The sequence below is a fragment of the Nocardiopsis sp. NPDC101807 genome (assembly GCF_044766605.1).
In the GTDB taxonomy this organism is placed as follows: Bacteria; Actinomycetota; Actinomycetes; order Streptosporangiales; family Streptosporangiaceae; genus Nocardiopsis; species Nocardiopsis tropica.
Window position 1 is genome coordinate 715,229 of record NZ_JBIWMK010000003.1, and the last position, 13,139, is coordinate 728,367.

General features: G+C 74.2%; 12 protein-coding genes and 1 pseudogene. 5 read left to right on the forward strand and 8 right to left on the reverse strand.

Features of this window, described 5'->3' with window-relative positions; translation table 11 throughout:
• Window positions 1-140 precede the first annotated feature (140 nt).
• The 8 genes from ACIRPH_RS12575 to ACIRPH_RS12610 form a co-directional block, all read right to left on the reverse strand.
• Complete coding sequence (locus tag ACIRPH_RS12575; protein ID WP_402913116.1) at window positions 141-1,247, reverse strand: glycoside hydrolase family 5 protein; 1,107 nt, start codon at window positions 1,245-1,247, stop codon at window positions 141-143.
• Between the two features lie 286 nt (window positions 1,248-1,533).
• A complete protein-coding gene (locus ACIRPH_RS12580) occupies window positions 1,534-1,731 on the reverse strand; it encodes a hypothetical protein (RefSeq protein WP_402913119.1) in 198 nt (65 codons plus the stop codon).
• Window positions 1,732-1,798: 67 nt separating this feature from the next.
• Window positions 1,799-2,764 (reverse strand): TIGR03557 family F420-dependent LLM class oxidoreductase, encoded by a 966-nt coding sequence (locus ACIRPH_RS12585; protein ID WP_402913121.1) that lies wholly within the window; start codon window positions 2,762-2,764, stop codon window positions 1,799-1,801.
• A gap of 75 nt (window positions 2,765-2,839) precedes the next feature.
• Window positions 2,840-3,946 (reverse strand): SDR family NAD(P)-dependent oxidoreductase, encoded by a 1,107-nt coding sequence (locus tag ACIRPH_RS12590; RefSeq protein WP_402913123.1) that lies wholly within the window; start codon window positions 3,944-3,946, stop codon window positions 2,840-2,842.
• Window positions 3,947-4,181: 235 nt separating this feature from the next.
• Window positions 4,182-4,538, reverse strand: a complete 357-nt coding sequence (locus ACIRPH_RS12595; protein WP_402913125.1) for a hypothetical protein — start codon at window positions 4,536-4,538, stop codon at window positions 4,182-4,184.
• A 195-nt stretch (window positions 4,539-4,733) separates the two neighbouring features.
• Window positions 4,734-5,381 (reverse strand): VOC family protein, encoded by a 648-nt coding sequence (locus ACIRPH_RS12600; RefSeq protein WP_402913127.1) that lies wholly within the window; start codon window positions 5,379-5,381, stop codon window positions 4,734-4,736.
• A gap of 262 nt (window positions 5,382-5,643) precedes the next feature.
• The gene (locus ACIRPH_RS12605; protein ID WP_402913129.1) at window positions 5,644-5,892 is read right to left on the reverse strand and encodes a hypothetical protein; all 249 of its coding nucleotides are present in this window, start codon (window positions 5,890-5,892) and stop codon (window positions 5,644-5,646) included.
• Between the two features lie 117 nt (window positions 5,893-6,009).
• Complete coding sequence (locus ACIRPH_RS12610; RefSeq protein ID WP_402913132.1) at window positions 6,010-6,291, reverse strand: hypothetical protein; 282 nt, start codon at window positions 6,289-6,291, stop codon at window positions 6,010-6,012.
• 376 nt (window positions 6,292-6,667) lie between these two features.
• Between ACIRPH_RS12610 and ACIRPH_RS12615 the strand changes: the two genes are divergently transcribed.
• The 5 genes and pseudogenes from ACIRPH_RS12615 to ACIRPH_RS12635 all read left to right on the forward strand — a co-directional run bounded on the left by ACIRPH_RS12615 (window position 6,668) and on the right by ACIRPH_RS12635 (window position 13,131).
• On the forward strand, window positions 6,668-7,663 hold the full coding sequence (locus ACIRPH_RS12615; protein ID WP_402913134.1) for an aldo/keto reductase: 996 nt from the start codon (window positions 6,668-6,670) through the stop codon (window positions 7,661-7,663).
• Window positions 7,664-7,756: 93 nt separating this feature from the next.
• A complete protein-coding gene (locus tag ACIRPH_RS12620) occupies window positions 7,757-9,085 on the forward strand; it encodes an acetyl-CoA carboxylase biotin carboxylase subunit family protein (protein WP_402913136.1) in 1,329 nt (442 codons plus the stop codon).
• A 12-nt stretch (window positions 9,086-9,097) separates the two neighbouring features.
• Window positions 9,098-11,122, forward strand: coding sequence for a CocE/NonD family hydrolase (locus ACIRPH_RS12625; RefSeq protein ID WP_402913138.1), 2,025 nt, complete (start codon window positions 9,098-9,100; stop codon window positions 11,120-11,122).
• Between the two features lie 81 nt (window positions 11,123-11,203).
• Window positions 11,204-12,628 (forward strand): cytochrome P450, encoded by a 1,425-nt coding sequence (locus tag ACIRPH_RS12630; RefSeq protein WP_402913141.1) that lies wholly within the window; start codon window positions 11,204-11,206, stop codon window positions 12,626-12,628.
• Between the two features lie 102 nt (window positions 12,629-12,730).
• Window positions 12,731-13,131: pseudogene (locus ACIRPH_RS12635) on the forward strand (four-helix bundle copper-binding protein).
• Window positions 13,132-13,139: the final 8 nt, after the last annotated feature.

The window sequence follows — 13,139 nt, forward strand, 5'->3', positions numbered from 1 at the left end:
GGGGGGCCCCCCCCCCCGCGTGCCCGGAGCCCCCGGGCGGGAGGCGGCGCACCCTTCTCCCGGTGCGCCCCCTCACCGCCCGGGGCGGTTCCCGCCGCGTGCGGCGGCCTCCCCGGCGGGGGGCCGCCGCTCGGCGGGGGTCAGGCGGCGCCGCTCTCCCGGATCCGGTCGCGGATCCACTCGCCCGCGGGCTTGAGGGAGCCGGCGCCGGTCCAGGGCCCCCCGGCGGCGCAGGTGCCGGTCTCGAAGACCGCGCCGGAGCGGAAGTCGTCGGAGAAGTTCCAGTTCACCCAGCTGATCTGCTCCTCCTCCATGAGGTCGAGGTAGGCCTGGGCCGACGCGAAGTCGTTGGGCCCGTCCCCCGTGGCCTGCTGGGTGCCGAACTCGGTGACGAACAGCGGGAGCTCCTGCGCGGCGGCCCGGAACGCCTCCCGGTAGGAGCCGTGGGTGGCGGCGTAGAAGTGGAAGACGTACATGATGTTGTCGGCGTCGACCGGGTCGGCGGTGATCTCGGTGTGGTCCGATCCCTCGGACATGCCCAGGGAGGACCAGGCGCGGGTGCCGACGAGGACGACGGCCTCGGGGGACTCGGCGCGGATGACCGGGATGATCTCCTCGGCGTAGTCCTTGATCGCGTCCCAGGAGACCCCGTTGGGCTCGTTGGCGATCTCGTACAGGACGTTGTCCTTGTCGGCGTGCACCGAGGCGATCTCGGAGAAGAAGGTGCGGGCGCGCTCGGTGTTGTGGCGGGGGTCGCCGGGGGTGAGCATGTGCCAGTCGACGATGACGTACATGCCGCGGGCGGTGGCCTCCTCGATCAGCTCGTGGACCCGGTCGGTGAACCCGCGCGGGTCGGTCTCGTAGCCGCCCTCCTGGATGTACATGGACACGCGCAGCACGTCGGCGTTCCAGTCGTGGGCGAGCGCGTCCAGCGATCCGTCGGTGAGGCAGTCGCTGTACCACTGGAGTCCGTGCGAGCTCATCCCGGTGAGCTGGACGGGGTCGCCGTTGCTGTCGCAGAGCTTGACGCCGCAGACGGTGAGCTGCCCGTGGGTGTCCGCGGGGCCGGCGGCGGCCCCGGGGCCGGAGGGCGCCCGGGTCTGCCCGACGGGGGCCGGGGCCGCCCCGGCCTGGCCGTGCGCCCCCGCGACGACGAGGAGCGCCACGGCGAGTAGGAGCGCTCCCACGAGCGCGGCGCCGGCGGGGGTCCGGCGTGTGCGGGCGGGGGTCGGGGGGTGGTGCGCCACGGGCTTCCTCCAGCGGGGTGGCGGCCCGGCGCGGCCCGGGGAGGACGTCGCACCGAACCGGAAGGAGTCTTTTCTTTTCTCGCAACCTAGACTTCGGTCACGGAGAGGTCAATCCCCCTTACGCGACGAATGCGCACACTCCCCGTGCGCCCCGCCGGGCGGGCCCGTGGCGCTGCCCGCGACCGGCGGCGGACCCCGGGCAGCGGGGAGCCCGCGGGCGCGCCGGGAGCGGCGCGTCCGCGGGCTCGGCCCCCGGGCCCCGGCCCCTGCCGGGACCGGCCCGTCCTCAGGCGGGTTCGGGCTCGGGCTCCGGGCCGGGCGGCTCGGGCGTGGGCGCGGGCCCCGGGGGCTCCGGCAGCGGGTCCGGCGGGGACGGGGGGTCCGGCATCGGGGTCGGGGGGAACGGGTCCGGCGGCATCGGCGGCATCGGGTCCGGGTAGCGCGTGGCAGGGGCCGGAGTGCCGTCACGGGTGCGTGCGTTCATGTCTCCTCCTCACTGGTCGTCCTTGCGGGTCCGGTGCGCGGGCGGGCCGCCCGCGCACCGGGCCGGCTCAGGCCCCGGCCCTGAGCCGGGGCAGGACCTCCTTCCGGTAGAACTCGAAGAAGCCCTCCTGGTCGTCGCCGACCTGGCAGACGTACACCTCGTCCACGCCGGACTCCAGGTACGGCCTGATCGCGGCGAGGTGCGCCTCGGGGTCGGGACCGCAGGTCACCTGCTCCGCCGCCATCTCCTCCGTGACCAGCCCGTCGGTGAGCTGCTGGAAGTGCCGGGGCAGGGGGAGGATCTGGGCCGCCTCCCCCTGCAGGGCCTCGTTGGGCCACCGCTCGTGGACCAGGCGCCGGGCGCGGGCCTCGTCGCGGTCCCAGCAGACCTTGAGCCCGCCCTGGACGGGTTTGCCCGCGCCCCCCTCGGAGCGGAACCTCTCGACGGTCTCCGGGCTGGGGGCGACCTGGATCAGGCCGTCCGCCTCCCTCGCGGCCAGCGCGGTCGCCTTGGGCCCGAACGCGGACATGTAGACCTTCGGCGGCTCCTCGGGCAGCGTGTACAGGCGCGCGGTGTCCACGTCGTAGTACTCGCCGCGGTGGGTGACGAGCTTGCCCGTCCAGAGCTTGCGCATCACCTCGACGGCCTCCTCCAGCATGGCGATGCGCTGGGCAGCGGGCGGCCAGGGCAGCCCGAGGATGTGCTCGTTGAGGGCCTCCCCCGTGCCGACACCCAGCGTGAACCCGCCCCTGACCAGGGCCGCCGAGGTGGCGGCGGCGTGCGCCACCACCGCCGGGTGCATGCGCGTGGTCGGGCAGGTCACCGCCGTGGTGACCGGCAGCGACGTGGCCTGGCCGATCGCGCCCACGACCGACCACACGAACGGGCTCTCCCCCTGGGAGTCCAGCCACGGGTGGAAGTGGTCGGAGATCCACAGTGCGTCGAACCCGGCCTCCTCGGCCCCTTGCGCCTGGCGGACCAGGCTCGCGGGACCGTGTTCCTCGCTGGCGAGAAAGTATCCGAAACGCGTCACGTCGCCATCCCCCGATCGCCGTCGCGGAGGGCCGGGCCCGCGCGCCGCCTGCGGCACGCGCCCGCACCCGTCCGCCTACTCCCGTTTCTGGTTGAGTCTCCTGGTCGCGCGCTCGTTGAGCACGGTGGGCGCCTTGAGCGCCTGGTTGACGAGGCCGTGGTCGGCCTCCCTGCCGGGCCGCTCCTCGACATGCTCGGGCGGGGCCGGCAGGAGCCGCGCCATGATCCCCATGGCCCGCTGGACGAGGGCCGGGGAGAGCCCGCGGGCGACGATGACCGCGCGGGCCAGCGGGGTGAGCACGAGGTGGCTGCGGCCCCGGGCGGTCGCCTCGACGATCCGGCGGGCCGCGCGCTCGCCGCTCACCGAGACCAGCGGAAGGCCCGCGCCCAGGGAGAACCACGAGTACTCGCGCTCGGGGTCGCCGGTGAACACCGCGGCCTTGTGGGACCCGGTGCGCATGAGACCGGGCACCACGGTGGTGACCTTCACGCCCCGGCCCGCGACCTCGGCTCCCAGCCCCTCGGAGAGGGCGACCTCGGCGAACTTGGCGCACGAGTAGGGCAGCAGGTGCGGGACGCTGAGGTGGCCGCCGATCGAGGTGATGGTGACGAGGCGTCCCCCGGTCCTCTCCAGCGGGCCGAGCGCGGCACGGGAGACGTGCAGGGGCGCCCAGAACATCGTCTCCATGGCGTCGCGGAAGTGGTCCTCGGTCAGCACCGACTGCGGCCCGACCTGGATGACGCCCGCGTTGTTGACGACGACGTCGAGGCGGCCGAAGCGCGCCGCCGCCTCCTCGACCATCCCCTCGGCCTGGGCGGCGTCGCGGACGTCGCACCGGACGCCGTGCGCCGTGACCCCCCTGCGCACCAGGTCGGCGACGGCCCGGTCGAGTTCGTCGCGGTCGCGCGCGCACACGACGACGGACGCGCCGCGGGAGCCGAACTCCCGGGCCATCTGGAGTCCGAGGCCGCGGGAGCCGCCCGTGACCAGCACGACGCGCCCCGTCAGGAGCGTGGTGCGGTTCCGGCCCATGGCGGCGGCGGTCAGGCCGACCGCGGCCCCGGCCACCGCCCAGGGCACGACCCCGGAGCGGCGGCGCGGCCCGGGCTCGTGCCCGCTCCGGAGCCGGGACACCGCACACCGGGTTCCGGCCAGGGCCAGGACGGGCCTCCAGCGGATCACCGGGCCCTCCCCCCGGGGTCGCCGGTCGCCGTGGGTGTACGTGGCACCACCGTCATGTCACTCCCCGTGTTCGCTGTACGCCGGTCGGGGGATGTGGGTATACGGCTACCCGCCGCCCGGCGGGCGAAAACCGCAGGTGGGAACGCATGGGAGAATCCGGGCTCCCGCGTTGCGGGCGCGGGTGCGGGCCCGGGGACGCCCCCGCGTCCCCCGGGCCCCGGCCCCTCGCGACCGCCTACTGGTTGCCGGGCTGGTAGTCGCCCTTGGGCTTGGCGGGCTGGGCGGGAACGCCGTGCGGCGGCGGGCTCGCCTGGGGCGCGACCGTGTCCGTGTTCACGGGAGATCCCCCGGCGGGCGGCCCCGGCCGCTCCGGCTGGAACCGCTGCGACCCCCCGGACGGCTCGGCGCCCTCCTCCAGGCCGTGGAGCCGGTTCCTGAGGATCTCCAGTACGCCGGTCCGGTCGGCGTGGGCCTCCTCGTAGGCGATGAGCCGTCGCATCTGCTCCGCGTCCAGCGATCGGACCCTGTGCTGGAGCGTGGCGATAGGCAGTCCCTCGTAGCCCTCGATCGGGGGTGTGTCCTCGTCGTTCACCGCGTTCACTCCCCTTCTGCTCGACGATGGGGTACAGGGGCTCGGCTACCCGGGCCGGGGCGCGTGAAACCGGTGGGAGGACCGCGGAACCGGGACGGAGGCGGGGGCGCGCGGCCCCGGCCCAGGGAAGCGGCGCCCGGGGCGGGGCGGGGCGCGCCCCTCGTGGAGGGGCCGGCCGGGCCGCGGCCCGGCCGGTCACCCGAGCACGAACTCCCCACGCGGTCCGCGCAGGGTCGCCTCCAGCAGCGGCGCGGGACCGGAGGCGACCTCCAGGTCCACGCCCAGGACCCGCAGGGCCGGTTCCAGCGAACCGGGGTCGGGGTGCTCCGCGCGCAGGGAGACCAGTTCGAGGGCGGGCAGGTCGCCCAGGCCGGGCTGCGGGGTCCGCCCCCAGTCGATGAGGAACGGCACCGGCGCGGGATAGGACGGCAGTTCGCGCCGGGCGAGCAGCCAGTGCAGGACCGTCCCCCCGGGAGTGGCGCGCGACCACGGCTCGATCCCGCCGGGGTCGTGCCCGACCGCACGGGCCCGCTCCACCGCCGCCTCCAGGTCGCCGTCCACGCGCACCGCGAACGCGGCGAGGCGGGGCCCTTCCAGGTCGGCGATGCCGAACACGCGGACCGGGCCGGGACCGCCGCGCTCGGGGTCGGGGCCGATGATCTCCAGGTAGTACGGCGCGCGTGCCCCGCCCACGGTCAGGGCGACGAGCGAGTTCGCCGTCCCGACCGGGTGGGAGCCGCCGCGCGCGGGGGCCACGCCGGTGCGCGCCTCGAACGCGGCCACGCCCTCGGCCAGGTCGGGCACGGTGTACACGAGGTGGTCGAGCGTCGGTGGAAAGCTCATCGGCTGGTCCTTCGTCGTCGTCGGCCGGGCGTTCCGGCTTCCCCCAGGACACCACGGCCCGCAGGAGCGGGACGCGGGCGGCCCGGGTAGGGCCGGGGTCGGCACGGTCCCGTGCCCGCCGGGGCCGACCACGGGCGGGGCGCCGTTCGCCCGCGCCCCCGCACGCCGACGGGCGGCCCCTCCTCCGGGGAGGCGGGACCGCCCGTCACCGGGGCGGCCCGGCCGGGGGGACCCCCACTCCGGCACGGGCACGCCCCCCGTGTCACCTCGCGCCGCTGTGGACCCGGGAGAACCCGGCCCCCTTCGGCCCGGCGGTGTAGGTCACCTTCTCGTAGGAGACCTCGCCGCTGTCGGTGACCACGCTGCGGACCAGCGTGATACCGGCCCCCTTCGGCCCGGCGAAGGCGTCCTGGCTGTGGAAGCGGGCGTCGGCCGAGGCCACCGCGGGCGCGCCCAGGGCGATGCCCAGTGCGAGGACGGTCGTGACCAGGGCGCGAGACGAACGAAGCATCGATCCTGCCAATCGTGTTCTGAGACGGAAAAGGGCTCCGGCGCGGCGCTCTCACGCCACCGCGCCGGAGTTCACCCGGGTCCGGCCGCGGGCCCGCGGGCCCGCGGCCGGAGCGCCCTAGCCGGCAGCGCTGATCACGCCGCCCTCGGCCGCTCCGTGGGGGCCGGCCTTGCTCCACTTCTTGACGTAGAAGCTGCCGCTCTTGCCGTCCTCGTGGTCGCCCCCGTGGCCGCTCGTGGCCCCGGCGATGACGCCCGACTGGGAGGCCCCGTGGGGACCGGCCGCGGTCATGCCCGCGCCGAAGAAGCTGTCCGCCATGGCCGCGGCGGGAGCGCCGAAGGCGAGGGCGGGGGCCACGACGGCGGCGAAGGCGAGGCGGGTCACGGTCTTGCGGTTCATACGAGTTCCCTCTCATTGTGGCCTGGCGCCCCGCCATGTCGGCGGAGCGTCGCAGGGGCCGGATGCGGGGGCCGGATTCGGTGACCGGCCCCCGCGGAATAGATGTCCACAACGCCCGTACGGTAACCGTATGCACTCACAAAATCACTCAAAGTAGTCTTGAGGGTGTTTTGGCGTCTCTTGGCCCCCGTGGACGCGCTGCGCGCTTGCCTCGGACCCGCCCGCGGACACCCGCCCGCCGCGGTCCGAGCCGCACCGGCCCCGCCACGGCCCCGGGCCCGCCGTGCGGGGGGCGCTCGTGCTCCGGCCCGCGTCCGCGCTGTAGCCTCCGCACGCCGGACGAGCGGCGTCCGGCCACGAGAACGGGGAATGACCCATGACCTACGTCGCCGCCCCCACGCGGTACGACTCCATGCCCTACCGGCGGGTGGGGCGCAGCGGTCTGCGCCTGCCCGCCCTCTCCCTGGGCCTGTGGCACAACTTCGGACACGACCGCGACCCCGCACGGCAGAAGGAGATCGTGCTGCGGGCGTTCGACCTGGGCGTGACCCACTTCGACCTCGCCAACAACTACGGACCGCCGCCGGGGGCCGCCGAGGAGAACTTCGGCCGGATCCTCGCCGGGGACCTGGGCCGGTACCGGGACGAGATCGTCGTCTCCACCAAGGCCGGGTACCTGATGTGGCCCGGCCCGTACGGCGAGTGGGGCTCGCGCAAGTCCGTGCTGGCCAGCCTGGACCAGAGCCTGGGGCGCATGGGCCTGGACCACGTGGACGTGTTCTACTCCCACCGCCCCGACCCGGACACGCCCCTGGAGGAGACCATGGGCGCGCTCGACGCGGCGGTGCGCCGGGGCAAGGCCCTGTACGCGGGGGTGTCCAACTACTCCCCCGAGCAGACCCGCGAGGCCGCCGCGATCCTGCGGGACCTGGGCACGCCGATGCTGATCCACCAGCCCTCGTACTCGATGTTCGACCGGTGGGTGGAGGACGGCCTGCTCGACGTGCTGGACGAGGTGGGCGCCGGTTCGATCGCCTACTCCCCGCTCGCCCAGGGCCTGCTGACGGACCGGTACCTGAACGGCGTCCCGGAGGGCTCGCGCGCCGCCGGGAACAGCCCGTTCCTCGACGCCGGGGGCGTCACCGGGGACGTCCTGGAGCGTGTGCGCGCCCTCGACGCGATAGCCGGACGGCGGGGCCAGACGCTGGCGCAGACGGCGCTGGCGTGGGTGCTGCGCGACGAGCGGGTGACGTCGGCGGTGATCGGCGCGAGCAGTGTCGCGCAGCTGGAGGACAACGTGGCCGCGGTCGGGAACCTGGGCTTCGACGCCTCCGAACTGGCCGAGATCGACCGGTACGCGCCCGCCGGCTGACGAGCACCTCGTCACATTTCGGGTTTGTAACGGTTCACGCGGGTAGGCGCACCACCAGCATCATTTCCCTGATGAGAAAAGGTGGTGCGCCCCGTGAAGAACGTCTTCGTCGTCGGACTGGACGAGCGGAACCACGAGATCCTGCGCCGGACCCCCACCGGACGCGACTGCCGTTTCCACCAGCTGCTGAGCCTGGACGAGCTCCAGACAGGCGAGGTCGACATCGACCAGCTGATCACCAAGGCCGAGAAGATCCTCGACGACTTCCCCGACACCGTCGACGCCATCTGCGGCTACTGGGACTTCCCCGTGACGCTGCTCGTGCCGATCCTGTGCGAGCGCCGCGGCCTCCCGTCCGCCAGCCTGGAGTCGGTGGTCAAGTGCGAGCACAAGTACTGGAGCCGCCTGGAGCAGCGCAAGGTCATCGACGAGTACCCGCCCTTCGCCCTCGTCGAGCTGAACGGCGACCCCGCGGTGCCGGACCCGCCCGGCTACCCCATGTGGCTCAAGCCCGTGAAGTCGGCCTCCTCCGAGCTCGCCTTCCACGTGCTCGACGACAAGGACTTCGGCGAGGCGGTCGCCGAACTCCGTGAGGGCATCGACCGCATCGGCCGCCCCTTCGAGCAGATCCTCTCCCGTGTCGACCTGCCCCCGGAGATCTCCGAGGTGGGCGGACGCACCTGCCTGGCCGAGGGGGCCCTGCACGGCGTGCAGGCCGCCGTCGAGGGCTTCGTGTACCGGGGCGACGTCGTCGTCTACGCGTCCCTCGACTCGGTCGACTACCCCGGCAGCTCCGCCTTCCTGCGCCACCAGTACCCCTCCGGGCTCTCCGAGGAGGTCCGCGGGCGGATGGCCGACGTCTCCGAGCGGGTCATCCGCCAGGTCGGGCTGGACAACTCCACGTTCAGCGTCGAGTTCTTCTACGACCCCGTCGAGGACGGCCTCAACCTCCTGGAGGTCAACCCCCGGCACTCCCAGTCCCACGCCGAGCTGTTCGAGCTGGTGGACGGGATCGCCAACCACGAGCGCATGCTGCTGCTGAGCCTGGGCAGGGACCCCCGGATCCCCTCGGACACGCACGGCGAGTACTCCGTGGCGGCCGAGTGGTACCACCGGCGCTTCGGGGACGACGGCGTCCCGGTGCGCGTGCCCACCGACGAGGAGGTGGACGAGCTGGAGCGCTCCCTGCCGGGCGTGAGCGTGAAGGTGGTGCCCGAACCCGGCGAGCCGCTCTCGCAGATGCGTTCACAGGACAGCTACAGTTTCGAGCTCGCCAAGATCACCATCGGCGCCGCGGACGAGACCGAGATGCGCGCCAAGTACGAGCGCTGCGTCGAGGCGCTGAGGTTCGAGTTCGTGGAAGAGGACAAGGACGAGGACGTGGCGTCCGGCCGGGGCGCCGAGCAGGCCGCCGAGCGCTGAGGAGGAACGTACATGCACGTGGTGAGTTCCCTGCCGCACGCGGTCCGCTCCGACGAGCACTTCTGGATCCCCATGTCGGACGGGGTGCGGCTGGCCGCGAGGATGTGGCGCCCCACCTCTTCCGACGCGACCCCCGTACCGGCGGTCCTGGAGTACATCCCCTACCGCAGGCGCGACCTGACGGCCGTGCGCGACTCCCAGCACCACCCCTACATCGCCGGGCACGGCTACGCCTGCGTCCGCGTCGACCTGAGGGGCACGGGAGACTCCGAGGGCGTGCTCGTCGACGAGTACCTCGAACGCGAACAGCAGGACGCGGAGGAGGTCCTGGCCTGGCTGGCCGACCAGCCCTGGTGCGACGGCAGCACGAGCATGCTGGGACTGTCCTGGGGCGGGTTCGCCGCCCTCCAGGTCGCGGCCCGGCAGCCGCCGAGCCTGGGCACGATCGTGATCAGCTCCTTCACCGACGACCGGTACGGCGACGACTTCCACTACATGGGCGGGTGCCTGCTCTCGGACAACCTGGCCGAGGCCGGTACCATGTTCGCGTTCGGCACCTGCCCGCCCGACCCCGCCGTCGTGGGCGAGAGCTGGCGCGACATGTGGCGCGAGCGGCTGGAGGCCACCGAGCCGTGGGTCCTGGAGTGGCTGCGGCACCAGCGCCGCGACGACTACTGGCGGCACGCCTCGGTGTGCGGCGACTACTCGGACGTGCGCTGCCCCGTCCTGGCCTCCAGCGGGTGGGCCGACGGCTACTCCAACGCCGTCCTGCGCGTCCTGGAGCACCTGGACGTGCCCAGCCGGGGCCTGATCGGCCCCTGGTCGCACCGCTACCCGCACATGGGCGTGCCCGGCCCCGCCATCGGCTACCTCCAGGAGGTCGTGCGCTGGCTGGACCACTGGCTCAAGGGCGAGGAGAACGGCGTCGACGAGGGCCCCTCCCTGTGGGCGTGGATGCAGGACAGCGTCCCGCCGTCCACCTCCTACCAGGAGCGCCCCGGCCGGTGGGTGCGCGAGGACGCGTGGCCCTCCCCCGGTATCGAGCGGACCGGGCTGCCGCTGGCCAGGTACCGCATCGGCGCCCCCGGCGAGAAGGTCAGCGCCGAGTCGCTGACCCTGAAGTCGCCGCTGACCACCGGGCAGTTCGCCGGCAAGTGGGCCTCCTACAACGCCCCGCCGGACCTGCCCTACGACCAGCGCGAGGAGGACGGCGGCTCCCTGGTCTTCGACAGCGACGTCCTCACCGAGGACGTCGAGATCCTCGGTGAGGCGGAGGCCGAACTCGAGCTCTCCGTCACCGAGCCGGTGGCCATGGTCGCCGCCAGGCTGTGCGACGTGGCGCCCGACGGCAGCGCCACCCGGGTGACCTTCGGCCTGCTCAACCTCACCCACCGGGACGGGCACGAGTCGCCGCGGGCGATGGAGCCGGGCGAGCGCTGCCGGGTGAGGGTCACCCTCAACGGCGTCGCCCAGGTCTTCCCGGCCGGCCACCGCATACGGCTGTCGCTGTCCACGTCCTACTGGCCCCTGGCCTGGCCCCCGCCGCGCCCGGTGCTGATGACCGTCCACCCCGAGGGCAGCACGCTCCACCTGCCGGTGCGCCCCGTGCCCGAGGACGAGGAACTGCACCCGCAGCCCTTCGGCGAGCCCGAGGGGACACCGCAGATCGAGACCACGCGGCAAGAGACCCCGGACCACCGCTGGACCGTCCAGAGGGACATGGTCGACACCCGCTCGTCCCTGGAGATCGTCAAGGACGGGGGGATCCTCCGCTTCGAGGACATCGACCTGGACGTCGGACGGCGGGCCTACGAGCTGTACGAGTCGGTGGCGGACGACTTCACGTCCGCCCGGGGCCGGTCCACGTGGACGATGCGGTTCTCACGCGGGGACTGGAGCACCCGTACCGAGACCCATACCTCCCTGGAGTGCACCGAGACGGAGTTCCGGGTATACGCGACCCTGGACGCGTTCGAGGGGGACGAGCGGATCTTCTCCAGGGAGTGGAGCGAGAGCGTGCCCAGGGACCACATCTGACGGTGGTCCGGGGCCCGGGACGAGGGGAGGGCCATGACGCCAGGGGCGGACCGCGCGCACACGCACACCACCGGGGGCGGGATGACAGGGACAGGGGGCCCGGGGGCCCGGAACGCCGGGAAGGGCGCACGGGGCGGCGCCGGAACGGCACGGGCGCCCGAAGGGGAGGCGGGCGCGGCGAAGGGCGCCGTCGGAGCGGAGCTGGGCGGCCCCGAAGCCGCCGAGACCGCCCGCGTCCTGTCGACGGTGCTGCTCCCCACCCTCGCGCGGGGCGTGCTCGTGCGGCGCCCCCTGATGGAGGGCCTGGTCAGCGCACTGGAGGCGGACCGGGGGATCGTCTCCACCCTGCGCGGCCTGCGCGAGAGGCACGGCGACGGGCCGCTGCCGCTGCGCCTGGCCGGCAGGGACGCCGCCCTGGTGCTGGCCGCCGACGACGTGAGGACGCTGCTGGAGGGCACCCCGGACCCGTTCTCCTCCGGCGGGCGCGAGAAGCGCGGCGCGCTGTCGCACTTCGAGCCGCACGCGGTACTGGTCTCCGAGCCCGAGGAGCGGCCGCACCGGCGGGCCTCCAACGAACGGGCCCTGGCCACCGGACGGGTGCTCCACCCCGACGGGACCGCGGTCGCGGCCCAGGCCGACGGGGAGGCGCGGGCCCTGCTGGCCGCTCTGGGGGAGGGCGGCGTCCTCGACTGGAACCGGTTCTCCGCGTCCTTCGACGCCCTGGCCCGGCGGGTGGTGTTCGGCGCCTCCGCGGCGGGGGACGTCCGGACCACCGAACTGCTGCGCAGGCTGCGGGCCCGGGGCAACTGGTCGTACGCGGCGCCGGTACGGCGGTCGGTGAGGGCGGAGTTCCTCGACCGGGTGGGCCGCGCCGTCGACCGGGCCGAGCCCGGCAGCCTCGCGGCGGGCCTGAGCCGGGAGGCCGGGTCCCACCCGGAGAACCAGGCGGCCCACTGGCTGTTCGCGTTCGACGCCGCGGCGATCGCCGCGTTCCGCTCGCTGGCGCTCCTGACGTCGTACAGCCCGGGGGCGCACGCGGCCCGGGAGGAGATCCAGGAGACCGAGGGGCTGGACCTGCCGCTGCTGCGCGCGACGGTGCTGGAGTCCGTACGGCTGTGGCCGACGACGCTGGCGGTGCTGCGCGAGAGCAACCGCGAGACCGTGTGGCGGGACCGCGTGTTCCCCGCCGGGACGGCGTTCGTGGTCATGAGCGCCTACTTCCACCGCGACTCCTCCCGCCTGCCGTACGCCGACGAGTTCGCGCCGGAGGTGTGGATCGACGGCCGGGCCGAGGAGGACCCGGGGATCCTGCCCTTCAGCTACGGACCGGCCGGGTGCGCGGGGCGCGAGGTGGTGCCGCTCACCCTGTCGCTGTTCCTGCGCTCCCTGGTGCGGGACCGCGACCTCACCCGCGTGGACGCGCGCGGCCCGCTTCCCGCGTCGGGGCTCCCGGCGTCGCTGAACCACTTCGCCCTGCGCTTCACCCTGCCCGGACGCGGCGCCTGAGCCGACGCGAACCCGGACGGGCCCCTCCTCACCCGGTTCCGAGCACGACCGAGACCGAACCCGCCCGGGCGCCGAGCCCGGGCGGACCACCGAGGAGGGGCCATGAGCACCGTCGGACAGATCCTGTACACCCACCCGGAGGACCCCGAGGGGTCGGCGCGAAGATCACCGCGTGCGTCGAGGCCTGCGGGGAGTGCTCGCAGGTGTGCACGGTGTGCGCGGACGCCTGCCTGGGCGAGGAGACGGTGGCCGACCTGGTCGCCTGTGTCCGCACCGACCTGGACTGCGCGGACATGTGCGCCGTGACCGGCCGCGCGGTCTCACGCCGGACCGGCGGGGAGGACGACGTCCTGCGGCTCCTCCTGGAGGCCTGCGCGGAGGCGTGCCGCACGTGCGCCGAGGAGTGCGAGAGGCACGCCGGGGAGCACGAGCACTGCCGCCTGTGCGCGGAGGCGTGCCGCCGCTACGAGCAGGCGTGCCGGGAGCTGCTGGCCGCTCTCTGAGGCCGCGG